The organism is Ruegeria sp. THAF33, assembly GCF_009363615.1.
GTDB lineage: Bacteria > Pseudomonadota > Alphaproteobacteria > Rhodobacterales > Rhodobacteraceae > Ruegeria.
In genome coordinates, this window is record NZ_CP045384.1 from 1143323 (window position 1) to 1167216 (window position 23894).

Here is a 23894-nt window from a genome sequence, read left to right on the forward strand (position 1 = left end):
AGAGTTGAGCTGCCCACATCATCAGAATTCTGCAACCACAAACGCGTCTTCTAACTCAGCGCCCAGATACCTGACTGTACTGTCCATTTTCGTATGACCTAGCAGAGGTTGAACCGTACGCAGGTTCCTGTTTTCTTGGTTGTGCCGCAAACTCTTGGAGCGAACCACTGGTTTGGCGGGCCGCACCACGGCAAGGACGCCCATAAGCCAACGGCAGGTAAGGGCCGGGGGTCTTCAACCCAACCGCTTCTTGAACCTCAGAGTTGCCGCCAACAATCCGAATGCCGCAAATCCGATCATCCAGAGAATCCCCCAGCGCAACTCGTAGAGCGAAGCATCTCGAAGAACCACACCGCGAATCATGTCCATGAAGTGCGTCGCAGGTAAAACTTGAGCAATCATTTGGACAGGTTTGGGCATGCCGTCGAAGGGGAACATGAAGCCGGACATTAGGATTGAAGGCAGTAGGACAAAGATGGTCATTTGCATCGACTGGAGCTGGTTTTGAGCCAGGGTCGAGATCACCAGCCCAAGCGACAGGCTGGCGATGATGAACAACAAGGTCACTATAAGCAAAGTGCCCAATCCGCCGTTTATCGGGACATCGAACAGGATGTGCCCGAGGCCCAGGATGATTGCGACCTGTATCACGCCCAGAAAGATGTAGGGGATGATCTTGCCGATCATCAGTTCGATCGATTTGATCGGGGTGTTGATCAGCATCTCCATATTGCCCCGCTCGCGTTCGCGGACGATGGCGGCGGAGGTGAACAGGATCATCGTCATGGTTAGGATCACACCGACAAGACCCGGCACGATATTGACCGCCGACCGCTGCTCAGGATTGAAGTAAAGCGTCACCTCGAAGGTGGGCACCAGCCGGTTTGGTGGTTGTTTCAGCAGTTCTGTCAAAGGCATCGTGCGCAGGGATTTGATTGCGCTGGCGACCATGGTGTCCGAACCATCGACGATCCAATGGGCAACGGGCCGACTGCTGGTCTGGTCCGTTGCGTTGGGCAGACCCAAACCGACAGAGGGGCTGCGGGCAAGGCGTTGGCTGACATCGGGCGGAATGATCAGCGCGGCGCGCACGCGGGATTCAGTGATCGCGCGTTCGGCTTCTTGCGGGGTTGTTAGTTGTTCGGTGATGGTCACGACCTGCGTGGCTTGAACGATCTGCGCCAATGTGCGGGACAGCTCGGTTCCGGATTGGTCCACCACTGCTACGGGCACATGGCGCAGGTTGGTGTTGATCGCATAGCCGAACAGCAGCAGTTGGATCAGCGGGATCATGATGACCATGGCGAACGTCATCCGGTCTCGCCGTAGTTGCAGCAGTTCTTTCTTCAGTACAGCAACGATGCGGCGTGGCGAGATCACTGTTCTGGCCCCCGTGTGGCGCTGACGAACACGTCTTCCAGATTTGGTCGCTGCGGAGTCAGGGACAGGTCGGGAAACGCAGCAAGTTGGCCGCGCAACATGTCCACCGGCTGAGGTTCGGATTTTTCTACCAGCACACGTAGCCGCGACCCGACTTGCGCGGTCGACAGGATCTTGGGCTGGCCGTCCAACGCGTGTTTGACCTTGCGCAGGTCTGGGCCTTCAACTTCGACAACATCGGCCTGCAGATCGTCCATCAACTGACGCGGAGACCCGTCTGCCTTTTTCACCCCGTGTTGCAGGATCGCCAACCGGTGACAGCGCTCGGCCTCGTCCATGAAATGTGTCGAGACGATCATCGTCGCGCCCTGATCGACCAGATCGAACAGCTGTTCCCAGAATGTGCGACGGGTTTCAGGGTCAACGGCAGAGGTCGGTTCATCCAGAAACAGCAGCTTTGGTCGGTGCATGACGGTCGCCGCAAGCGCCAGTTTCTGTCGCTGTCCGCCACTCATGCTACCGCTTAGCTGATGCACATTGGTTGTCAGGTCATAGGTGTTTAGCAACTCGTCGATCCGGTTTGCCGCCGATTTGGCTGGAATGCCATAGATTTCAGCCGCAAACCGGAGGTTCTCCAGAACGGTCAGGTCGCGGTAATACGAGAAGATCTGGGTCATGTACCCGATCTCATCTTTTAACGGTTCAGCCGCGTCGGGCATTGACCGGCCCAAAACCGAGATCGCCCCACTGCTGGGGGTGAGCAAGCCGGTAAGCATCCGCATGGTGGTGGTCTTGCCGCAGCCATTGGGGCCGAGAAATCCGTAAATCTGGCCGGTTCGGATTTCGAGATCCAGATTGTTGACGGCGGTGTTTTCCCCAAACCGACGGGTCAGACCTTGCGTCGAGACGACGACGTCACTCATGGCATTTTGACCTGCACTGGTACACCGGCGGGCAGATCGGGTGTTGCAGTGGGCAGGTCAATCTCAGCCAAATAGACAAGGCGCGTGCGGTCGTCCTTGTTCAATCCGTAATAGGGGGTGAAGGACGCGTCGTCGCTGATCCAGCGGATCACGCCATCCAATGGATCGGCCAGCCCGTCAACGCGCACTTCCAGCGAATCGCCGGGTCTCAGATTGACGCGATGTGGCTCGGGAACGTAGACGCGCGCATAGGGGATTTGGCCCGTGACTATCACGGCCACCGGGCTACCGGATGTTACTCGTTCACCCAAATTCCACGGCAGGGAATCCAATACGCCGTCGCGGGTGGCCGTGACAGTCAAATTATCCAGTACAGTCTGCTCGGCGGCGATCGAGGCTTCTGCTGCCCGCACATTGGCTTCGGCAACCGCAAGGTCTTCGGGGCGGGTGCCGTTTTGCAGCTCTTTCAGGGATTGTTGAGCGCTGGCCAACTCAGCCCGCGCGGAATCGCGCAGGGCCAGATCATTTGCCACCTGAGCCTCGGTCACGACCGAGTTCTCGACCAGTCTGGCGTTTCGGTCATAGATAGCCTCGGCATCGGCAAGACGTGCAACAGCGCCCGCGACTTTGGCTTCGGCTATCGCAATCTCCTCCTCTCGCGGCCCCACCTGCAGTTTCAGAAGCGTGGCCTGGGCCTTTTCCAGTTCCGCCTGCGCCAGTGCTAACTTTGCGCTTTGCAATGTTGGATCAAGCTGAACCAGCGTGTCACCTGCCTTTACCACGGCTCCCTCTGCAACCGGTAAATCGACGACAATTTCGCTGGCTGTCGCGGTCAAGGCCACACGATCTCGTGCCAAAACGCCCAAGGCGACGCTGGTATCGGACCCAGAGCACCGGTCCAGAATGGCGGGCAGCACAGCGGCCAGTATCAAGGGTATGGGAATCGTCATATTCAGCAAGGTTACCCTCCGGTTGCTGGCCGCTATTCAGGTGGGCCGGTTACTGAACCATACAATCAGGAAATTTGATTTGTATATATCGCCCTGTAGAAACGTCGCGCAGGCAGGTGCGCCAGTCTTCGAACTTTTTCTCGATAAGGTAGGGATTGTCTTCCTACCGGAAATGCACGCCACTGCCGATATCCACCACTTCGAGATTCTGGATGTTCTGGCGGCAACATTCGACGTCGTTCGAGCCAATAATTCCGCTGGGTGTAGCGTGAGCAACGTACTAAAAGCTCACTTTGTCCCGCGAACTGCGTGTTCATACGCATCGGGGTTTTGCGCACGCAGCGAACGGCAGGTTTTATGGCTGCGACTGCAGCGCCAAGGCAGTAGGTTGAATGTCGACTCCGGGCCGTCCGTGAAGACGGCCCAAGCCTTCAGGTTTCCACCGCCTCGGCGATCGTCAAGGCATCCTCGAGTTCGACTCCTAGATACCGAACCGTGCCGTCCATTTTCGTATGACCAAGCAATAGCTGAACGGCCCGCAGGTTTCCTGTTTTCTTATAGATCTGAGTGACCTTGGTGCGCCGCATCGAGTGTGTACCATATGCGCTCGCTTCAAGGCCGATCGATGTTACCCAATCTCTGACGATTCGCGCATATTGTCGGGTGGAGATGTGCAGACGCTCGTGGAAGCGTCCGGGCCAAAGGTACTCGGAGCCGACCATGAGTTCGTCTTCCATCCATTTCTCGACCGAAACACGCGTGCCTTCCGAGATTTCGAAACGAACAGGTTTGTGGGTTTTGCTTTGCAGGACAGACGCACGTTCTTTGATTTGACCGGACGCCATGACGTCGACGACTTTCATCTTCACCAGATCACAGCCCCTCAGCTTGCTATCGATCGCCATGTTGAACAGCGCAAGGTCGCGATGGTTTTCGGCCAGGTCAAGTCGGACGCGGATCGCCCAGACGTGTTTTGGCTTGAGCGGGCGTTTCTGGCCGACGATGCGCCCTTTGTTCCAGGCTGGCCGAAACGCACGAATGGCAGGTAGGTTTGGTGTTTCCATGACTGATCCTCCGATCCGCCATGCTCGCCCAAAACGACAACCCCATGTTGCCGCTGAAGCATACCACGGGAGCCGGAAAATTGATCGCAGCGCCGACTTGCCTATCAAACTGAAAGAGTCTGAGACTTAGTCTTATTGAACTCGGGAACTTCTAGGTCTCATCTCGCGCAATAGCTGCAGCTGCTGGGATGAACATCCGTGATCGTGGTTTCGCGCAGGCGCTCCACGAGGTTTGCTTCGATATCGTCGAGGACTTCCGCAATACGTGCTTGCAGGCCTGTTTCGACGCTGCAGTCAGAAGGTTCAGCATCGCCGCCAGTCCCAGAAACAAGCCTTTCGTCGAGTGCCAAATAGACGTCCGCAAGCGTGATGCTGTCGGCTGACTTGGCCAGACGCCAACCGCCTGCATGGCCTTTCTCAGAATGCAAAAGCCCGGCTTCGCGCAGTTTTCCGAGGACTCGGCGCACGACCACAGGATTTGTTCCAGCGTGATCGGCAATGTCCGACGAAGTGCGCACGCGGTTCGGTTCTCCGGCCATGTGGCTCAGGGTATGCAAGGCAAGGGACAGGCGGCTGTTTCGCTTCATGGGCAATTCTTCTCCGGGTCAGATCCAAACGTAACAATGGCAGTTGCATTCGTCTAGTAACTGCGTAAGTTGCGTGACTGTTGCAGCAACCATTGGAGTTCAGACATGCCAGATTCCCGTCTACCCGTCACCGTCCTGTCCGGATTCCTTGGCGCCGGCAAAACCACCCTGTTGAACCGGGTTTTGAACAACCGAGAAGGGCGGCGTGTTGCTGTGATCGTCAACGACATGTCGGAAGTGAACATCGACGCCGATCTGGTGCGCGCGGACACCGAACTCAGCCGAACGGACGAGACACTGGTTGAGATGTCCAACGGTTGCATCTGCTGCACGTTGCGTGACGACCTTCTCAATGAGGTGCGTCGCTTGGCCGCTGAGCGCCGGTTTGACTACCTGCTGATCGAGAGCACCGGCATATCCGAGCCGCTGCCGGTAGCGGCCACATTCGAATTCCGCGACGAGTTTGGCGACAGCTTGTCTGATGTTGCGCGGCTCGACACGATGGTGACAGTCGTGGATGCGGTGAACCTGCTCAAGGATTTCTCCAGCCACGATTTCCTGCGGGATCGCGGCGAAGTCATGGGCGATGAAGACGAACGCACGTTGGTGCATCTTCTGACTGACCAGATCGAATTTGCCGATGTGGTGATCCTCAACAAGGTCGCTGACGCGACCGAAGGTCAGGTCGATGCTGCCCGCAAGATCATTCGCAGTCTGAACGCGGATGCCGAAATCATCGAGACGAACCATTCAGAGGTTGCCGCAGACAAGATCCTCGACACCGGGCTGTTCGATTTCGACAAGGCGCATGAGCATCCGATGTGGGCCAAGGAACTCTACGGCTTTGCAGACCACACGCCGGAGACCGAAGAGTATGGGGTGACCTCCTACGTTTACCGTGCGCGCCAGCCCTTCATCCCGGAAAAGATTCTCGCGGTTCTGAATGGGGATATGCCCGGGGTGATTCGAGCGAAGGGTCATTTCTGGATCGCAACCCGCCCTGAATGGGTGGCCGAGTTCTCTCTGGCCGGCGCGTTGTCCAGCGTCAAACCTATCGGGACATGGTGGGCATCTGTCCCCCAAGAGCGTTGGCCAGACCACGCATCAGCGCGCGAGTACATGCAGCGGCATTGGGTTGAGCCTTGGGGAGACCGGCGGCAAGAGCTTGTGTTTATTGGTTCTGGCGTTGATTGGCCTGCTCTCAAGGAAAAACTCGATGCCTGCCTCGTGCCATCGGTCATGGCTGCCGGACCAGATGCTTTGCCGCTGGACATGCCAGACCCGTTTCCCGGCTGGCGGCGCGTTGAGGACGCGGCATGAGCTTCGTCCGCAAAACATTCAAAGGCGCAGCAGTCGGCGTTGCTGTTGCGGACGACCCCGCGGGACTGCGCGCCTTTTTGCAGCCGGGATGCGCTGCGGCTATTTGGCGGCGAAACATGCCGAAAGATGTGCAGTCCTGGCTTGAATCCGTGCCCGAAGATGCCTTGCCGAATGGCCGCGTCATTCTCCCCAAGGGTGCCGTGGCCGAAACCGTTGGACATCTTTGCGATATGTCGGCCATGCCAAACGGAGGCGAACGTGCCTGGCTTGAGGCTGATATCGCGGAAATGGCGCGCATGTTCGCGGACCTGATGCAGACGGATTACCTGCGTCTGCGGCTGGACAGGATCCAAACCAACGCGTGTCGCAGGTTCCACATCGACGCGGTTACCGCCCGCCTTGTGTGCACCTATCGTGGCACGGGAACCCAATATGGTGTTTCCACGGATGGCGCCGAACCAAAGCGTGTATTCACGGTACCAACAGGCGCGCCAATCCTCCTGCGAGGCACGCTCTGGCCTGCCGAACCGCCGTCAGGCCTTTTGCATCGTTCACCGCCGATTGAAGGGACGGGCGAAACCCGTCTGGTGCTCGTTGTCGACCCAATTTTGGACCCGGACGAAGCTGAATGAAACGCAATCTCGGTCAATGCAGTCTGCGTCGCAGAAAGCGTGCAGGAGACCCGATGGATGCCTTTGACAGTTTGCCGCAACCCGTCCGACAATGGGTCGCACAAGCTGCTCTGCCATGGTCGCCCGCCTCGGTGCGCCGCATTTGGTCCAAGTCTCGGGCGCGGGGGCTGTCGGACGACGAGGCACTCGTTTCGCTTGCCCAAGCCGAAGCCCGCACACTTGCCCGTGATCGGCAATCCACCGTTTTCAAACTCAACTCCATGTCCTGAAGGAAACCCTTATGTCTTTCTTTTCCCGGTTGGCGGTAGCAGGAGCTATTGCACTCGGCACTACGCTGCCCGCAGCGGCCCAAGAGGGCGCTCTTACCATTTCCGTTGGCTTTGGTCCGACGGCCGAAGTGCCTGATCCGCGGGCCAGCTACAATGGCTGGATGTCGAACCAGACCGGCGTGACTGAAACGCTCATGGGGATCGACTATGACATGAACCTCTATCCGCGTCTGGCGGAGAGTATTGAACAGGCGTCGCCAACGACGTGGCGTGTAACCCTGCGCGAAGGGCTGACCTTTCATGATGGTAGCCCGGTAACGGCACAGGCCGTCATTGATTCAATCGCTCCGATCTCAGATGAGGAGCACCCCGGCCACAATGCACGGGCTTCCAAACTGCTCGATCTTGCGGGTATGTCGATCGACGGCGACCGCGTCGTTGTTTTTGAAACCAACAGCCCGAATGCCGCTTTCCCTTGGACTCTGTCCGAACCCGCGATTGCGGTTCTGGGTGAACCGTCCGATGCGTTTCCCATCAACGCTACGGGTCCCTACGTGTTCAAGGAAGCGGTGCCGGAACAGCTCTATCGTGCCGAGGCAAACCTGAATTACTGGCAAGGGACGCCCGGCCTCGAAGAAGTCCGCGTCGTCGCTTCGGCGAACCCTGCCACTGCGGCCTTGGCATTTGAGGCGGGCGAGATTGACCTGGTGATCAACTACCCGGAAACCGACTTTGAACGCATCAAGGAAACGGGTGCGCAGGGTTTCTCAGCGCCCACGGCACGGCTCTACTTCTTCACAGTGAACGCCAAGAATGGCCCCATGGCAAACCCGCTCATTCGCCAAGCGGTTTCCTATGCGATCGACCGTCAGGGCATCGTCGACGCGGCCCTGTCTGGCGTTGGTGGTGTCCCGGCAGGCACTGTTTTTCCCGCGGGCAAAGGCTGGGCAGCAGATATCTCTGCACCCTATGATCCTGCAAAAGCCGAGGCGCTGCTGGCCCAGGCGGGAGCGGTGAAGGAAGGTGGGACCTGGATGCTGGACGGCACACCGCTGGAAATTGATATTGTCACCTACTCCTCGCGGGCCGCACTGCCGCCGACGGCGGAGTTGACGCAAGCCTTCCTTGCAACGATTGGCGTCAAGGCCAACATAACCGTTGGCGAATGGGGAGCAAGCAATGATGCAATCGCGGCAGGTGACGCCGACCTTTTCCTGCAAGCCTGGGTGACAACGCCGCAGGGTGATCCGGGTGCCGTTCTGGAGACACTGTTGAAGTCTGATGGAAGTTCGAACTCCGGGCGCTTTGCGAATGCGCGTTTGGATGAGTTGCTTGATCTGGGGCGTCTGACGTTCGACCACGACGCACGCATGGCAATCTACGACGAGGTTCAGCACATCATTGCGTCCGAGGCCGCTTTGATTCCGGTGTTTCATGTCAGCCAGACCAATGTCGGTGTGCCGGGCCTGACCGGTTATCAGGTGCATCCCACCGAGACTTACTGGATCAATCATGAGACGAAACTGACCAAATGACGCTGAACGTGACCGGTCTGAGTGCGGCGCGCTCGGGTCGGACCATCCTTCACCCCACATCTCTGGAGATCCCACCTCGAAGCCGCATCGGCCTGGTCGGTGCGTCGGGCTCCGGCAAATCCACTCTGGGCCATGTGCTGATCGACGACTTGCGCGCGCGAGGTTACAGCGTCGCTCATGTTCCACAAAGCGCGGATGAGGCGCTCGATCCGTTGCGATCCGTGGCGTTTCACTGGCGCGAAGCGGAAATGGCACTTGGTCTCGCAACGGGCAGCACGGACCGGGTCGGGTTGTTCCAGGCGTTGAAGATCGAGGGCGGCGACATGCGCAAACGCCCTTGGGGCTGGAGCCGTGGGATGCAGCAACGTTTTGTCATTGCCATGGCGTTGATCGGCGCGCCTGATCTGATCGTGCTGGACGAGCCGACATCCGCGCTCGATCCCGTGGTGGCAGCCACAACAATGGACCTTCTGAGCGTCACTCTGAATGACAGAAATACGGCGATGCTTCTGATTACGCACGATCTTGGCCTCGCAGCGCGCTGGGTAGATACGCTCATGGTAATGGACGCAGGGCGCTTGGTTGAGCGAGGTCGCACCGAAGACATTCTGGAAAACCCGCAGACTCAGGCGGCGAAGTCGCTTTCCGCACATCGCAGTTGGTTGGCGCTGCCATGTTGACCGTGAGCAACCTCAAGGTGAAACGCGGGGCGCGTGTGACACTACACGACATCTCGCTGTCCTTGCCTGCTGGCGAGACCCTTGCCGTTGTCGGCGAGAGCGGTGCTGGAAAATCCACTCTGATTGCAGCGATCCTCGGTCTTCTGAAACCCTCAGGCGGGCAGATTACCTGGAACGGCGCACCGACGCGCATGGTCCGTCCAGCCCTCGTCATGCAAGAGCCCCGCGCGGCTTTCAATCCGGTGCTGAGCTTGCGCCAATCGATCATGGAACCGGTCGTCGCGCAGAATATCAAACTGGCGCAAGGGCGGCTGCAGCGACTTTGCGCCGAACTCGATCTGCCATTGGAAATTCTGGATCGCCGTCCCGGACAAGTCTCGATCGGGCAGGCCCAACGCGCGGGCATCCTGCGCGCTTTGATCGCATCACCCCCACTGATCCTGTTTGATGAACCGCTCTCCGCCTTGGATGCCGTTACACAGAAGCACACAGCGCGGCTGATATCCGATCTTCAAGGCGAAGAAGGCTTTGCTGCGCTGATTGTAACTCACGACCTCGGCTATGCCGTGGCCCATTCGGATCAGATCGCCGTTTTGAAAGCCGGGCGGATCGAGGAAATTGCGGATTCTGAAACATTTGCCTTGAACCCGCGATCAAAATACTGCCGCACCCTACGCGACGCTGCAATCGCACTTGGGGCACTCGAGGCCGTCGCATGATCAAAGCCATCTGTGGACTTTTGCTGCGCGCGTTCGTTGTGCTGTCTGGCACCACCATCCTCACGTTTGTCTTGCTATGGAATGCGCCGGGCGATCCGGCACAAGCCATTGCCATGGCTCGGTTCGATGCGCTCCTGACCGATGAGGTCGTTGACCAGGTTCGTCAAGAAGTCGGCTTGGACAGGTCATTCTGGCAAGCCTTCTGGGCATGGCTTGGGCCACTGCTCACATTGGACCTCGGCTTTTCATCGGTCACCGGCCGTCCTGTCTGGCCCGATCTTGCGGCGGCGATCAGCCATACTTTTCCGCTGGCCTTCTCATCACTGGCTGTCGGTCTCGCAGTGTCTATACCCTTGGCAATTCTGGCCACGAAACGTCCCGGCGGATTGATGGACAGGCTCGCCGTGGCGGCCGCCTCGCTCGGCAACGCGATCCCGGCCTATTGGCTGGGCCTGATCCTTATCCTGCTTTTCTCAGTAAAACTTGCTTGGCTACCCGCGCTTGGTGCAAGCACACCGGCTCACGCCATCCTGCCTGCGCTGACGCTTGGGCTGGGAGTTGCGGCATCGCTCACGCGGATCATTCGCTCCGGTATTCTTGAGGCGCGCGGCCAGCCTTTCCTTCCGGCGTTCAGAAGACGTGGGATTGTCGAAAAATCCATTGGAAGAGACCATGTCGCCCCCCACGCTGCGATACCCGTTGTCACTGTTTTTGGATTGGAACTGGCCTTCCTCCTCGAAGGGCTCGTCCTTGTTGAGGTAATCTTTGGCAGACCGGGCCTCGGCACGTTTCTTGTGCAAGCCATCCTTGCCCGAGACTTTGCCCATGTGCAGGCCGTTGTGGTCCTGACCGCGCTGGTGTTCGTCGCCGTCAACCTGGCCATCGACTTGACCTACCGCATCATTGATCCTCGGATCGGAGAGAGCGATGCGTAGCGTTTGGGTGCTGGCGATCGTCTTTTTGCTGCTGGCCGGTCTTGGACCCGTGCTTGCGCCTTACGATCCAACGGCAATCAATATCCCGAAACGTTTGTCACCGCCAAATTCCGATTTTCTGCTTGGGACCGACGCAATGGGTCGGGATATTCTGTCGCGTTTGCTGCACGGTGCGCGCTGGTCGCTGGGATTGGCCTTCCTGATCTCGGTCATCAGCCTTGTAATCGGCACCGCAATCGGGCTTGTCGCGGCTCTGGGCGGCAAACGTGCGGATTGGATGGTGATGCGGACCACGGACACGTTTCTTGCCTTCCCGGAGCTTGTGGCGGCAATCGTTATTGCCGGGCTGATGGGCGCCGGGACCTGGAGCCTGATCTTTGCCCTGAGCGTCACCGGCTGGATGCGCTATGCCCGCGTCGCGCGCGGCATCGGCTTGTCGGTTCAAAGCCGTGGCTACGTCGTGCAGGCCCGCCTCGCCGCTCTGTCGGCCTGGTCTATAGCCCGCTGGCACTATCTGCCATTTCTGATCCCGTCCCTCACAGTCGTCTGGACCGGCATGTTCGCCCGCGCGATCCTCGGCATCTCGGCACTCGGCTTTTTGGGATTTGGAGTGCAACCGCCGAACCCGGAATGGGGCTCGATGCTGTTGGATGTGCGGGTTCACTTGCGCTCCACCCCCTTGCAGATGGTCTGGCCCGGACTTGCGGTTGTCCTCTGCGTCTTGGCGATCAACCTGACAGGCGACGCACTGCGTGACGCCTTGGCGGAACGGGACTACCCCAAGTGAGAGATTATGACTTTCCAAGACTCGGGATCAGCCTGCGCATCCTGTCTGGGCTGCTCATGGCAGGCATGTTCGTCAGTGTGAAAGCCGTCAGCGCGGGTGTCCCGCTTGGGCAGATCGTATTTTTCCGCTCCTTTTTTGCCATTTTTCCGCTCGTAGTCTTCCTTTGGATTCGAGGGGAGTTTCCGAGTGGCCTCGCGACCGAGCGGCCCGGCGCCCATTTTCTGAGGGCCGGTTTTGGCGCTCTTGCCTTGTTTGGATCCTTTGCTGCCGTCGCACGTTTAAACCTTGCAGAGGCCATCCTGATCTCGCAACTCTCCCCGATCTTGATGGCGCTTGGAGCGGCAATCCTTCTGGCTGAGCGCCTGACCCGATGGCGCATCTGGGGCCTCGCGCTCGGATTTGCAGGCATTGTCGTGCTCATCTGGCCTGAACTGACAACCTATTCCTGGGAGCGCGGTCGGCTGATGGGGTACTTCTTAGGGTTTGCCACAGCTGTCTTGACCGCCCTAGCTCTCATCATGGTACGCAGCCTCAACAAGACAGAAAGCCCCGGGGCCATCGCGTTCTATTTCGTTCTGGCGTCAATGATAGGCGGCATCGCCACACTGCCTTGGGGTTGGGTCGTGCCCAACGGGCCGATACTTGGTTTCCTGATCTTGTCGGGTCTGTTCGGTGGTTTCGGCCACATCGCGATGACACTGGCATTTCGCTATGCCGAGGCATCGCGGCTTGCGCCCTTCGAGTACATCGCGCTGCTCTGGCCAATTCTCGCGGATGTTTTCATTTTCCGCCTGAGCCTTGCCACCAGCTTCCTACTTGCAGCGCCACTCATTTTGGCCGGAGCGGCGATCGCGGCGGCGGAAAAAGGTGGAGAGTCGCGCGGCAAGCATCTTTCCTAAAGGCTATTCTTGAATGAGACCCTCAATTTATCGGCAGCCGATCAATGTCCGCTTTGGCGAGGCTGCGCTGCCGCAAAGATGACTTTGGTGAAGGTCCGCAATGGGCCGTGTCAAACATCCAGACAAACTGACTTATCGGCAGCATTGTCCGCGTAGCGGGCATTCAAGGTCCCCTTGGGCGCGACATTGCCGGGCATGGCAAGTTTTTTCCACAAGGCAGATGTCGCCACCCTCTGTTACGGGCGTCTCAGCCCTCCATCGCCTCCAGCTCGTCAATGAAGCCCGAGATCATCGACAGGCCCTTGTCCCAGAATTTCGGGTCACTGGCATCCAGCCCGAACGGGGCCAGCAGTTCCTTGTGGTGCTTTGATCCACCTGCGCGCAGCATTTCGAAATACTTGTCCTCGAAACCTTCGGCGCCGCTTTCATAGACCGAGTATAGCGCGTTCACCAACCCGTCGCCGAAGGCATAGGCGTAAACGTAGAAGGGCGAATGAACAAAGTGCGGGATATAAGCCCAGAAGGTCTCGTACCCGTCCATGAATTCGAATGCCGGGCCAAGGCTTTCGGCTTGAACGCTCATCCACAGGGCATTGATGTCGCCCGGGGTCAGCTCCCCCTCGCGGCGGGCGGCGTGCAGTTTGCATTCAAAGTCATAGAAGGCAATCTGGCGGACCACCGTGTTGATCATGTCCTCGACCTTGCCGGCCAGCAGAACCTTGCGCTGTTCGGGCGTTTCGGCCTGGTCCAGCATCTTGCGGAAGGTCAGCATCTCGCCGAAGACGCTGGCGGTTTCAGCCAGTGTCAGGGGCGTCGAGGATAGCATCTCGCCCTGATCGGCGGCCAGCACCTGATGTACCCCGTGGCCCAGCTCGTGCGCCAGGGTCATCACGTCGCGCGGCTTGCCCAGATAGTTGAGCATCACGTAAGGATGCACCTCGGTCACGGTGGGATGCGCGAAGGCGCCCGGGGCCTTGCCGGGTTTCACCGCCGCGTCGATCCAGCCTTTCGAGAAGAACGGCGCCGCGATGTCGGCCATGCGGGGATCGAAGGCGGCGTAGGCTTCCATCACGGTTTTCTCGGCGTCCTCCCACGACACGGTGCGGGTGTCTTCCATCGGCAGCGGCGCGTTGCGGTCCCAGACCTGCATCACATCCAGCCCCAGCCACTTGCGCTTGAGCTCATAGTACCGATGGCTGAGTTTGGGATAGGCGGCCACGACCGCCTCGCGCAGGGCTTCGACCACTTCGGGTTCGACATCGTTCGACAAGTGACGCCCTGTTTGCGCGGTCGGCATCTTGCGCCAGCGATCGACGATTTCTTTCTCTTTGGCCTGCGTGTTGTGGACACGGGCAAATGTTTTGATGTTCTCCTGAAACACGCGGGCCAGTTCGCGCGCCGCGGCCTCGCGCTTGGACCGGTCCTGTTCGGTCAACAGGTTCAGGGTGCCTTCGATGTTCAGCTCTTCGCCGTCCACCGTAAAGGTCAGTCCGGCGATGGTTTCGTCGAAAAGACGCTCCCACGCGTCGCCGACAACGCCCAGATCGTGCAGGAATTTTTCCAGCTCGTCAGACAGCTGATAGGGCTTCATCGCGCGGATGCGCCGGAACACGGGCTCGTATCGGGCAAGATCCGGGTTGGCAGCAAAATGCGCCCCAAGCACATCATCTTCGATCCGGTTGATCTCGAGCGTGAAAAACACCAGAGGCGTTGTGAACACGGTGATCTTTTCCTGCATGTCCGACAGGAACTTGGCCCGCTCTGCGTCGGTGGTCAGCTGGTAATAGCGCAGACCGGCAAAGGACATGATACGGCCTGCGACGGCGTTGATCTTTTCATTGCGCTGAACGCAGGCCAAAAGGGCCGCGGCGTCCAGCTCTGCCAGCTTGCCTTCATAGTCGGCAGCAAAGGCGGCACATTCGCCTTCCAGCCAGTCCAAGTCGCGCGCCAGTTCGGGCGCCTCTTCCGAGGCGTAGAGATCCGTCAGATCCCATTCGGGAAGATTGCCCAGATTGTCGGCACCGCCCATTGCGTTTGCGTCACGGACGGGAAAGGGAAGGTCGCGCATGGATCACCTTTTGTAGACTGCTTTGCAAACATCTAGGGTTGGCGCGCGCGGATCACAAGCGGCCAATCCCAAGGTGAAAAGGTTTACGTGGAAACCAGCTTGGACGCCCCATTTGATTGGTTGGCCCGGAAATGACTGGCAAGCTGGTCCAGAACCGGGCTCCGAACGTCCGGTGCTTCCATCAGCACTTCATGTTCACCGTTCGGGATTTCGATCAATGTACCATTCGGCCAATTGGCCATGCGCGCCCGTATGGCCTTGCGATCCACGATTTGTTCGTGGCTGCCCAGAAAAGTCAGACAGGGTGTTTTTGGGGCGGGCTGTTCCATCAACCATTCGCATTCGTCCAGCGACTCGCGCAGCCAGCGGTTGGAAGGGGCACCAAGAGCCAGTTCGGGATGCGCATTCAGCTGATTTTGCATCATCCGGTACATGTCCGGGTCGCGGGTCAGCATATTCCCGTCGAAAGGTTGCGACAGGACATAGCTTTCAAGCGTCGTGGTCGGGGGGGTGCGTTCGCCAAGGCCAAGCGCGGTGCCCCAATATGCGGTAACGCGGCTCAGAGGTTTCATGACCGGAGTGAAGAAAATTCCCCACATCGGGCCGGTGAACGCGCACGCGGCAAAACACCCTTTTTCGATGACGGCACGCAACCCGATGGCACCGCCCATCGAATGCCCGACGACATACCACGGCTTGGGCAAATCCAGAGCGTTCGCAAGGTCCAAGGTTGACTGAACATCATATTGGTAATCGGTGAAATGATCGACATGGCCGATGCGTGGGTTGTCCAGCAACCGATCCGCAAGACCCTGGCCGCGCCAGTCCACGGCCAGCATCGCAAAGCCGCGCTTCGCGAATTCACCGGCGGTACTGCCATATTTTTCGATATATTCGGTGCGTCCGGGGAACATCATGACGGTGCCATGTGCGCCATCATCCGGAAGCCAGTGACCCACGCGAATGCGTTTTTGGTCAGACGTCGTCAACCAATGGGTCTTTCCACCGGCAGGTCCGCCGGCCACGTCTTCAAAAAAGGGGGCCGGCGACAACTCCATCAGGCCAGCACCGAGGCAAGCTTCATGGCAACACCCATGTCGCCGTCAATGCTCAGCTTTCCGGACATGAACGCGCCGGTCGGATTCAGCTCACCGCTGAGGATCTGTTCGAATGTCTCTGCATCAGCGCTCATGGTGACACTGGCCTCTTCATCGCTGACCCGCGCACCGTTTTCGTCCAGAACGATCGAACCCAGATCGGTGATGGCGAACTTGGCCGTGTCATCAAACGCGCCGCCATCCAGTTTTTCGTTCAGTGCGGCAGCCGCCTTTTCAAGAGTCTCGCTCATGCTTTTCCTCATATTGTTAGTGCGCCGTGAATGGACATCCCCGGTCGCAACGCTACACTGCCTATTGTTATGAGCATTGCAATTCACAATCTCAAAGGTACCGTTGCGGCACTTTTTGTCCTAGTCACGTTTTCCACCAATTGTTTCGCGCAGCAGGCGGATTCACGGGACGAGGATGAGTTGCTGCAAAAACTGGCGCAGTCGACCCCGGAACAGGCAATTGCACTGGATCGGCAGTTGCAGGCGCTGTGGTCGCAATCGGGGTCTGCGTCGGCTGATCTGCTGCTGGAGCGGGGACGCGAGGCCTTGGATGAGGGCGACGTCGACGCTGCTCTGGATCACCTGACCGCGCTGACGGATCACGCGCCTGATTTTGCCGAAGGCTGGCATCTGCGCGCATCTGCCTTTTTCGGGGTCGAGCGATTTGGTATGGCAGCCGCCGATCTGGAACATGTGCTGACGCTGAATCCAAATCACTATGAGGCTATTTACGGTCTGGGTCTGATCTTTGAAGTTATCGGGGAACCTCGGAAAGCCTACGAGGCTTATTCTCGGGCGTTGTCTATATATCCTCATCACGAAGAAGTAACCAATGCCGTGAATCGGCTGAAGCCTCAGGTTGAAGGCAAGGCGCTGTAAGGCTCGGGGCAGGGGGCGAATGTGAGCGGGTCATCCCGAATCGTGGCCGTACTTGGCCCGACCAACACTGGTAAAACCCATTACGCTATTGAACGCATGCTGGGTCATCGGACCGGCGTGATCGGTCTGCCGCTGCGCCTGCTGGCGCGCGAGGTCTATGACAAGATCGTTGCGATCCGTGGGCCGTCGGTGGTGGCGCTGGTCACGGGTGAAGAACGGATCGTACCGCCCCGCGCCCAGTATTGGGTGTGCACGGTTGAGGCGATGCCGGAAGGCATGGGCGCTGATTTTGTTGCCATCGATGAGATCCAGCTCTGTGCCGATCCGGAACGGGGTCACGTCTTCACCGACCGTCTGCTTAGGTCTCGCGGCACGAACGAGACATTGTTCCTGGGCTCGGACACAATGCGTGGCCCGATTTCGGCGCTGGTCCCCCAGGCGCAGTTCGTGCGGCGAGAGCGGATGTCACAGCTGGTTTACTCGGGCTCCAGAAAGATCAGCCGGATGCCTGCGCGCAGCGCCATAGTGGGGTTCTCGGTTGAGAACGTCTATGCCATCGCCGAATTGCTGCGCCGCCAAAAAGGTGGTGCCGCGGTGGTCATGGGGGCGCTCAGTCCGCGGACCCGGAATGCACAGGTGGAGCTGTATCAAAACGGCGAGGTTGATTACCTGGTTGCCACGGACGCTATCGGGATGGGGTTGAACCTGGATGTGAACCACGTTGCGTTTTCATCCCTGTCCAAGTTCGACGGGCGCAGGATGCGTCCGCTTGCGCCGAATGAGCTGGCGCAGATCGCAGGCCGGGCAGGTCGCGGGATGTCGGATGGCACCTTCGGCGTAACCGGAGAGGCCCCGCCGCTGGACGAGGGCGTGGCGCAGGCGATAATGGACAGCCGGTTTACGCCGATGAAAAAGCTGAACTGGCGGAACGCCGCCCTTCGGTTCGGCTCGATTGAAGCGTTGATCGACTCGCTTGAGGTCAGCCCGGATGATGAACACCTGATCAAGGCCCGCCCTGCTGATGACCTGAACGCGTTGAAATCGCTGTCGCAAGTGACCGAGGTTGTCGCCCGTGCAAGCGACGGCCCGTCCATCCGGTTGTTGTGGGATGTGTGCAGAATCCCTGATTTTCGCGGTATCAGCCACGCGGAACACGCCAGCTTGCTGGAGGTGATCTATGGCCATCTGCATGAACGGGGAACCATTCCCGACGAGTTCATGGCACGGCAGATCAGACGGATCGATCAGACCCACGGCGATATCGACGCTTTATCTAAAAGATTGGCATATATTCGCACGTGGACATATGTTGCGCAGCGGAAAGGGTGGGTTCGTGACGAATCACATTGGCGTGACGAAACCCGCACTGTAGAAGACAGACTGTCCGACGCTCTGCATGAGCGTCTCACGCAAAGATTTGTGGATCGGCGCACATCGGTTTTGTTGCGCCGGCTCAAACAGAAGGAGGCCCTTTTGGCCGAAGTAAATGACAAGGGTGAAGTGACCGTCGAAGGCGAATTCGTCGGTCGTCTGGAAGGGTTCCGGTTCATCCCGGACAAAAGCGCGCAGGGAACCGAGGCGAAAGCTCTGAAATCGGCGTCTCTGCAAGCACTCGCGCCGCAATTCCATCTGCGCGCCGATCGCTTCTACAACGCGCCCGATACTGAAATTGATTTCACTGATCAGGGTGGCCTGATGTGGGGTGAATACGCCGTTGGCAAGCTGGTTGCCGGGGCGGAACCTCTCAAACCCATGGTCGAAGTGTTCGTTGACGAAGCGGCGGGGCCGGATGTCGAGCAGAAAGTGCAGCGCCGTTTGCAGCACTTCATTGACCGCAAGGTGGCCGCTCTGTTCGAGCCGCTGCTGAACCTGTCCCGTGATGAGGAACTCAGCGGCCTTGCCAAAGGCTTTGCTTTCCGCATGGTCGAAGCGCTGGGTATCCTGCCCCGCGCCCAAGTCGCACAAGAGGTCAAGGATCTTGATCAGGACGCCCGCGGCGCCTTGCGCAAGCATGGTATCCGGTTCGGCCAGTTCACCATTTTCATGCCGCTGCTGCTGAAACCGGCCCCCACACGTCTGCGTCTCGTGCTCTGGGCGCTGTCCAGCGGGTTGCAGGAATTCCCCGAAGCGCCGCCTCCGGGCCTGGTGACCGTGCCGGTCGCCAAGGATGCACCGCAGGGCTATGACACCATGTGTGGCTACCGCGATGCGGGCGAGCGTTCGATCCGTATCGACATGCTGGAACGTTTGGCGGACATGCTGCGCGCAGAAGACAGCCGCGGCGGTTTCGAAGCGAAACCCGATATGCTGTCGATCACCGGTATGACGCTGGATCAGTTCGCAGACCTTATGCAGGGGCTGGGATACAAGGCGGAACGCGGCGAGCGGCCGAAAGTCAAACCTGCACCGGTCGAACAGCCGGCGGAAGCTGAAGCGGACAAACCGACCGCCGAAGAAGCCTCGGCAAGTGAAGTCGCGGCAGAAGAGGTCGCCGCACCCGCCGAGGCGGCAGCCGAGGCCACCGACGGCACCGAGGCGGCAGCCGAGGCTGGCGCGGACAGCCTTCCCGCGGAACCAGTGTCAGACGAACCCGAGGTTGAAGTGTTCTACACCTTCACCTGGGCCCGTCAGCGACAGCCCAATCGAGGCCCGCGCCGCGAGCAGGGGCAGGGCAAGGGCAAACCGCGCGGCAAACCGCAGGATGGCCGTGGCAAACCGCATGGCAAGAAGGGCGGCAAGCCTCAGGGCGCCAAGACCTTCTCGTCGCGGCCGCCGAAAAAGGAAAAGGCGATTGATCCCGACAACCCGTTTGCAGCCGCGCTGATGGGTTTGAAGGACGGCAACTGATCCGAAATGGCCGAGGCCAAGCTGCGGATTGACAAATGGTTGTGGCAGGCGCGGTTCTTCAAGACCCGCAGCCTGGCCGCCAAACAGGTCAGCGGCGGCCATGTCAGGTTGAACGGAAACCGGGTGCAAAAACCGGCGCAGGCCGTGGCACCGGGCGACGTTCTGACCTTTGCTCAGGGCCGTATCGTCCGCGTCGTTCGCATCGAAAAAATCGGGGATCGCCGTGGTCCGGCCCCCGAAGCGCAAACGCTGTATTTCGATATGACCGAAAAACAGGACGTTCCGCCCAAAAATCCGGGGTTTGAGGGAAAAGGTCGCCCGACAAAGAAAGATCGCCGTTCACTTGATCTTTCTCGCACCGAAGATCGCTGATCATATCTTGAAGAGTAGGCCAGACTGAATTAGCTAAACGCTCAAACCGCAAACGGGAATCCGATCATGACCTATGTTGTCACCGAAAACTGTATCGCCTGCAAATATACTGACTGTGTCGAAGTATGTCCGGTGGACTGTTTCTATGAAGGTGAGAACACGTTGGTCATCCATCCCGACGAATGCATCGACTGCGGTGTTTGCGAACCGGAATGCCCGGCCGACGCGATCCGCCCCGATACTGAACCGGGCATGGATCAATGGGTCGAATTCAATCGCAAGTACTCGGAAATGTGGCCCGTGATCGTCACCAAGAAAGATCCGCTTCCCGATGCGGAAGAACGCGACGGTGAAGAAGGCAAGATGGAGAAGTATTTCTCGGAAGCACCGGGCGAGGGTGGTTGAACGATTCGCGCTCAAACCCCTGTTTGATGCGCAAAGAACGCGGCACAACCTGTTGAAAACAGGTTGAATAGGAAAATTTACCGTGGGGTAAACTTTCGGGTGTCGTATTTTTGTGATATACTTGGTTCTTGTATGATGACCGAGATTGGGATGCGCTCCACAAGTATGCTCGCTTTGGAGATTTGAATTTGTGACAATATCGCCGCCTGTCGGGGCTGAAAAAGTCCCCGCATGTGGTGCTTTTGTTGTCTGTGTCCCGTCCGCAAGCAAGGAAAAAACTGAATGACAAAGTCGAAAAAGCTCGAGTTCCGCCCGAACGACTATGTTGTCTACCCCGCCCACGGCGTAGGCCAGATCATCTCGATCGAAGAACAGGAAGTCGCGGGATTCTCTCTGGAGCTGTTCGTCATCTCATTTGAGAAAGACAAGATGACACTGCGCGTGCCGACCAACAAGGTTACCGAATCCGGTCTACGGTCGCTCAGCTCGCCCGACGTGATCAGTCAGGCGATGAAGACGCTCAAAGGAAAGGCAAAGGTCAAACGCGCCATGTGGTCGCGCCGTGCTCAGGAATACGAGCAGAAAATCAACTCGGGCGATCTGATCTCGATTGCGGAAGTGGTCCGCGATCTGCATCGCACGGACGACCAGCGCGAGCAGAGCTATTCCGAGCGTCAGCTGTACGAAGCTGCCCTGGAACGCCTGACCCGCGAGGTCGCGGCGGTTTCCGGCGCCGGCGAAGTATCCGCTGCCAAACAGGTGGACGAAGTTCTGACCTCTCGCGCTGCCTGACAGCGAGTTCGATATGACAACAGGCCGCTCCACCATCGGGGCGGCCTTTTTCGTGGCTTGGTGAATTCCGCAAGTACCGCTAATTTCACTGTATATGCAGCAAGCTACAGGGCGGACATGAAGCAGACAGTTAGATATCTGTATATCGGACATGACCCGATTTCGGTCTGGTTTCGGTACGCTCTGATCCTGTTCGATGTTGCGACAATCATTTTCTTTGTCGCAACGGCTCACGTCCCTCATGGTCCCGGCTTGGTCCTTGCAAGCCAGTTGATCGGTTTTTTGATTTTCTTGGACTTCTCTGCGCGGCTTTGGATTTCAAAAGATCGTTGGAAGTTGCTGCGCCAGATTTATACGCTGGCGGATATTGTCGTCATCGTCTCGCTGGTTCTGGATCCGTTCCTGACGGGCAACCTGGCTTTCCTGAGGATTCTGCGGGCCTTGCGCCTGATCCACTCATACCATCTGCTCAGGGACTTGCGACGCGACAGCAGCTTTTTTCGCACCCATGAAGACGCGGTGATTGCGGCAATCAATCTGATGGTATTTGTCTTTGCCACCTCTACGGCGGTTTTGGTGTTCTTCATTCCGGAAGACGCCCAGACGCCTTACATAGACGCGCTGTATTTCACCATGGCCACCCTGACCACAACCGGCTTCGGCGACATCACGCTGAGCACCCCTTGGGGCAAGCTGTTCTCGGTGTTCATCATGGTCGTGGGTGTCGCGTTGTTTGTCCGTTTGGCGCAGGCGATATTCATGCCGCAGAAGGTACGTCACAAATGCCCAAGCTGCGGGTTGTATCGGCATGATCCCGATGCCGTGCATTGCAAGCATTGCGGTGGAACACTGCGGATCGAAACAGGCGGCGTGTCCTAGATCTGCGCGCTGATGGCAAGCAGAAACGCGATCTCGGCCAGTTGTTGCGATGCCCCAAGTATGTCCCCGGTCTGGCCGCCGATCTTCTTGCGCGCTGTCAGCGCCAAGATGGCAGCAACCGAGGCGGCAGAGAAGATGGCGGTGATCGCCGCACCCCCGCACAGGAAAACGGCGATTGGAGCGGCCAGGCCCAAGGACATGCTGACTGAAATCGCGCCGGGGGTTCCCACCGAATGGCTCAGCCCCGATTTTCTGGCGTTTGGCAGGGATGCCATCAAAACCGGCATCAGGGCGCGTGAGAACATGCAGGCTGCCAGAATCGCCCAAATCGACCCGGTTGCCAAAATTGTGGCAACTGCCGAAACACGAGCAAGCTGAGAAAAAACCAAAGCGAGAACACCATAGGTTCCGATCTGGCTGTCTTTCATGATTTCAAGTCGACGTTCAGCGGTGAACCCGCCCCAGAGGCCGTCGAACGTATCGGCCAGACCGTCCTCGTGCATCGCGCCCGTCGTCATGATCAACGTTGCAACCAATAGGGCCGCGGCAACAAAAGGGGGCAGATGAAAGACCATTGCCATCCATCCGACCAGACAGGCAATCGCTCCGACGGCCAGCCCGGCGATGGGGAAGGCCCATGCCGCCTGTGCCTGCCGCTCGAATACAGGTTCGGGCAATCGGGGCAGGGGCAGGCGGGTCAACAGCACCAGAGCCAGCGGAATATCCCACAGGGAAAAGGGATTGGTGTCGTTTTTATGCACGCCCGTGCCTTTCGGGGTCTTGTTGGTTTCGATGCTTCGGTTAAACACACAGGACCACTCTGATGCAATGAGGCTTTCATGTTGCCTGAACTGAATGATTTGAACGCGTTCCGTGCTGCGCTTGCAGCGGCTCCCGGGCCGGATGCCACCGCGGCACAGGGCGCGGCAGAGCGAAACGGACAACTGACGAAACCCCCGGGTGCGCTGGGGCGACTTGAAGACTTGGCAATCTGGTACGCTGGATGGCGAGGAGATGCCCGGCCACAGATCACGGCGCCACAGGTCATCGTCTTTGCCGGAAACCATGGAGTCACCGCACAGGGGGTCTCGGCTTTTCCGTCGGAAGTGACCGTGCAAATGGTGATGAACTTCGAACATGGCGGTGCGGCGATCAACCAACTGGCCCGGGCGGCGGGTGCGGCGATGGATGTACACGCACTGGATCTGGACAACCCGACCGCAGATTTCACCCAGGCACCGGCCATGACGGAAGCCGAACTGCTGGATGCGCTGCGCACCGGCTGGCAGGCCGTGGACCCGCAGGCTGATCTGTTGGTCGTGGGCGAGATGGGCATTGGCAACACGACCCCGGCAGCCGCCATTGCCTGCGCGCTGTTCGGCGGTGACGCGGCCGATTGGACAGGTCGCGGGACAGGCGTCGATGATGCAGGGCTGACCAACAAGACCCGCGTTGTGGCCGAAGGTGTAGCGTTGCACAAGTCAGAGGACGGCCTTGAAATCCTGCGCTGCCTCGGAGGTCGTGAGATCGCGGCGATGGCAGGGGCGATTGCCGCCGCGCGGATATTGCGCATTCCTGTGATCCTTGACGGTTTTATCTGTACCGCCGCCGCTGCCTGCCTGTGGAGGCTGTCGGACACCGCGCTGGATCACGCCGTGGCCGGCCACCAAAGCGCCGAGGCCGCACACGGTGCCGTATTGGCGAAGCTGGGCAAGGAACCGCTGCTGAGTCTTGGTCTTCGGCTGGGCGAAGGGTCGGGCGGGGCACTGGCGATCAATATTCTCAAAAGCGCCGTGGCCTGCCATTCCGGTATGGCAACCTTTGCCGAGGCAGGAGTGTCTGACGGTTGATTCATTGCCTGACC

General features: G+C 58.8%; 25 protein-coding genes and 1 pseudogene. 16 read left to right on the forward strand and 10 right to left on the reverse strand.

Going from position 1 to position 23894, the window contains the following annotated elements:
* Positions 1 to 21 precede the first annotated feature (21 nt).
* The 6 genes and pseudogenes from FIU92_RS23185 to FIU92_RS05810 all read right to left on the reverse strand — a co-directional run.
* A pseudogene (locus tag FIU92_RS23185) lies at positions 22 to 129 on the reverse strand (integrase); the annotation flags it as partial.
* Positions 130 to 234: 105 nt separating this feature from the next.
* The gene (locus FIU92_RS05790) at positions 235 to 1380 is read right to left on the reverse strand and encodes an ABC transporter permease (protein ID WP_152457661.1); all 1146 of its coding nucleotides are present in this window, start codon (positions 1378 to 1380) and stop codon (positions 235 to 237) included.
* Positions 1377 to 2303, reverse strand: a complete 927-nt coding sequence (locus FIU92_RS05795; protein ID WP_152457662.1) for an ABC transporter ATP-binding protein — start codon at positions 2301 to 2303, stop codon at positions 1377 to 1379. Before FIU92_RS05795 ends, FIU92_RS05790 begins: the two co-directional genes overlap by 4 nt.
* The gene (locus tag FIU92_RS05800; RefSeq protein WP_254705373.1) at positions 2300 to 3253 is read right to left on the reverse strand and encodes an HlyD family secretion protein; all 954 of its coding nucleotides are present in this window, start codon (positions 3251 to 3253) and stop codon (positions 2300 to 2302) included. Before FIU92_RS05800 ends, FIU92_RS05795 begins: the two co-directional genes overlap by 4 nt.
* Before the next feature lie 431 nt (positions 3254 to 3684).
* The gene (locus FIU92_RS05805) at positions 3685 to 4317 is read right to left on the reverse strand and encodes a tyrosine-type recombinase/integrase (RefSeq protein WP_152457663.1); all 633 of its coding nucleotides are present in this window, start codon (positions 4315 to 4317) and stop codon (positions 3685 to 3687) included.
* A 158-nt stretch (positions 4318 to 4475) separates the two neighbouring features.
* Positions 4476 to 4904, reverse strand: a complete 429-nt coding sequence (locus FIU92_RS05810; protein ID WP_152457664.1) for an Rrf2 family transcriptional regulator — start codon at positions 4902 to 4904, stop codon at positions 4476 to 4478.
* A gap of 105 nt (positions 4905 to 5009) precedes the next feature.
* Here FIU92_RS05810 and FIU92_RS05815 point away from each other — a divergent pair, with 105 nt between their 5' ends.
* From FIU92_RS05815 to FIU92_RS05855, 9 genes are read left to right on the forward strand one after another with little or no spacing between them, the layout of a single operon-like run.
* Positions 5010 to 6224: a GTP-binding protein gene (locus FIU92_RS05815; protein WP_152457665.1), complete on the forward strand. Its 1215-nt coding sequence runs from the start codon at positions 5010 to 5012 to the stop codon at positions 6222 to 6224.
* Entirely contained in the window at positions 6221 to 6856 is a 636-nt protein-coding gene (locus FIU92_RS05820; protein ID WP_152457666.1) for a DUF1826 domain-containing protein, read from the forward strand. The genes FIU92_RS05815 and FIU92_RS05820 overlap by 4 nt, the downstream gene beginning before the upstream one ends.
* On the forward strand, positions 6853 to 7125 hold the full coding sequence (locus FIU92_RS05825) for a DUF6525 family protein (RefSeq protein ID WP_152457667.1): 273 nt from the start codon (positions 6853 to 6855) through the stop codon (positions 7123 to 7125). The genes FIU92_RS05820 and FIU92_RS05825 overlap by 4 nt, the downstream gene beginning before the upstream one ends.
* Positions 7126 to 7136: 11 nt before the next feature.
* Positions 7137 to 8660, forward strand: a complete 1524-nt coding sequence (locus FIU92_RS05830; protein WP_152457668.1) for an ABC transporter substrate-binding protein — start codon at positions 7137 to 7139, stop codon at positions 8658 to 8660.
* The gene (locus FIU92_RS05835) at positions 8657 to 9340 is read left to right on the forward strand and encodes an ATP-binding cassette domain-containing protein (RefSeq protein WP_152457669.1); all 684 of its coding nucleotides are present in this window, start codon (positions 8657 to 8659) and stop codon (positions 9338 to 9340) included. Before FIU92_RS05830 ends, FIU92_RS05835 begins: the two co-directional genes overlap by 4 nt.
* Positions 9334 to 10059 carry an ABC transporter ATP-binding protein gene (locus tag FIU92_RS05840; RefSeq protein ID WP_152457670.1) on the forward strand — a complete coding sequence of 242 codons (726 nt, stop codon included), beginning with the start codon at positions 9334 to 9336 and terminating at the stop codon, positions 10057 to 10059. The genes FIU92_RS05835 and FIU92_RS05840 overlap by 7 nt, the downstream gene beginning before the upstream one ends.
* Positions 10056 to 10994 carry an ABC transporter permease gene (locus tag FIU92_RS05845; RefSeq protein WP_152457671.1) on the forward strand — a complete coding sequence of 313 codons (939 nt, stop codon included), beginning with the start codon at positions 10056 to 10058 and terminating at the stop codon, positions 10992 to 10994. The genes FIU92_RS05840 and FIU92_RS05845 overlap by 4 nt, the downstream gene beginning before the upstream one ends.
* A complete protein-coding gene (locus tag FIU92_RS05850; protein ID WP_152457672.1) occupies positions 10987 to 11781 on the forward strand; it encodes an ABC transporter permease in 795 nt (264 codons plus the stop codon). Before FIU92_RS05845 ends, FIU92_RS05850 begins: the two co-directional genes overlap by 8 nt.
* The gene (locus FIU92_RS05855) at positions 11778 to 12680 is read left to right on the forward strand and encodes a DMT family transporter (RefSeq protein ID WP_152457673.1); all 903 of its coding nucleotides are present in this window, start codon (positions 11778 to 11780) and stop codon (positions 12678 to 12680) included. The genes FIU92_RS05850 and FIU92_RS05855 overlap by 4 nt, the downstream gene beginning before the upstream one ends.
* Positions 12681 to 12927: 247 nt before the next feature.
* Here the strand turns inward: FIU92_RS05855 and FIU92_RS05860 are convergent, their stop codons facing one another.
* From FIU92_RS05860 to FIU92_RS05870, 3 genes are all read right to left on the reverse strand, one after another.
* Positions 12928 to 14748, reverse strand: coding sequence for a M3 family oligoendopeptidase (locus FIU92_RS05860; protein WP_152457674.1), 1821 nt, complete (start codon positions 14746 to 14748; stop codon positions 12928 to 12930).
* Between the two features lie 83 nt (positions 14749 to 14831).
* Positions 14832 to 15806: an alpha/beta fold hydrolase gene (locus FIU92_RS05865; RefSeq protein ID WP_152457675.1), complete on the reverse strand. Its 975-nt coding sequence runs from the start codon at positions 15804 to 15806 to the stop codon at positions 14832 to 14834.
* Positions 15806 to 16096 (reverse strand): SCP2 sterol-binding domain-containing protein, encoded by a 291-nt coding sequence (locus FIU92_RS05870; protein WP_152457676.1) that lies wholly within the window; start codon positions 16094 to 16096, stop codon positions 15806 to 15808. The genes FIU92_RS05865 and FIU92_RS05870 overlap by 1 nt, the downstream gene beginning before the upstream one ends.
* Positions 16097 to 16126: 30 nt before the next feature.
* On the opposite strand from FIU92_RS05870, the gene FIU92_RS05875 reads away from it, so the two are divergent.
* The 6 genes from FIU92_RS05875 (at position 16127) to FIU92_RS05900 (ending at position 22030) form a co-directional block, all read left to right on the forward strand.
* Positions 16127 to 16735 (forward strand): tetratricopeptide repeat protein, encoded by a 609-nt coding sequence (locus FIU92_RS05875; protein WP_152457677.1) that lies wholly within the window; start codon positions 16127 to 16129, stop codon positions 16733 to 16735.
* A 21-nt stretch (positions 16736 to 16756) separates the two neighbouring features.
* Positions 16757 to 19582, forward strand: coding sequence for a helicase-related protein (locus FIU92_RS05880; RefSeq protein WP_152457678.1), 2826 nt, complete (start codon positions 16757 to 16759; stop codon positions 19580 to 19582).
* Positions 19583 to 19588: 6 nt separating this feature from the next.
* On the forward strand, positions 19589 to 19954 hold the full coding sequence (locus FIU92_RS05885; protein ID WP_152457679.1) for an RNA-binding S4 domain-containing protein: 366 nt from the start codon (positions 19589 to 19591) through the stop codon (positions 19952 to 19954).
* A gap of 66 nt (positions 19955 to 20020) precedes the next feature.
* Positions 20021 to 20359, forward strand: a complete 339-nt coding sequence (gene fdxA / locus FIU92_RS05890) for a ferredoxin FdxA (RefSeq protein WP_152457680.1) — start codon at positions 20021 to 20023, stop codon at positions 20357 to 20359.
* A gap of 282 nt (positions 20360 to 20641) precedes the next feature.
* Complete coding sequence (locus FIU92_RS05895) at positions 20642 to 21151, forward strand: CarD family transcriptional regulator (protein ID WP_152457681.1); 510 nt, start codon at positions 20642 to 20644, stop codon at positions 21149 to 21151.
* 117 nt (positions 21152 to 21268) lie between these two features.
* Positions 21269 to 22030, forward strand: coding sequence for an ion channel (locus FIU92_RS05900; RefSeq protein WP_152457682.1), 762 nt, complete (start codon positions 21269 to 21271; stop codon positions 22028 to 22030).
* On the opposite strand, the gene cobS is transcribed toward FIU92_RS05900, so the two are convergent.
* Entirely contained in the window at positions 22027 to 22791 is a 765-nt protein-coding gene (gene cobS, locus FIU92_RS05905; RefSeq protein WP_152457683.1) for an adenosylcobinamide-GDP ribazoletransferase, read from the reverse strand. The genes FIU92_RS05900 and cobS overlap by 4 nt on opposite strands.
* Positions 22792 to 22869: 78 nt before the next feature.
* Between cobS and cobT the strand changes: the two genes are divergently transcribed.
* Positions 22870 to 23880 carry a nicotinate-nucleotide--dimethylbenzimidazole phosphoribosyltransferase gene (cobT, locus tag FIU92_RS05910; protein WP_152457684.1) on the forward strand — a complete coding sequence of 337 codons (1011 nt, stop codon included), beginning with the start codon at positions 22870 to 22872 and terminating at the stop codon, positions 23878 to 23880.
* Positions 23881 to 23894 lie beyond the last annotated feature (14 nt).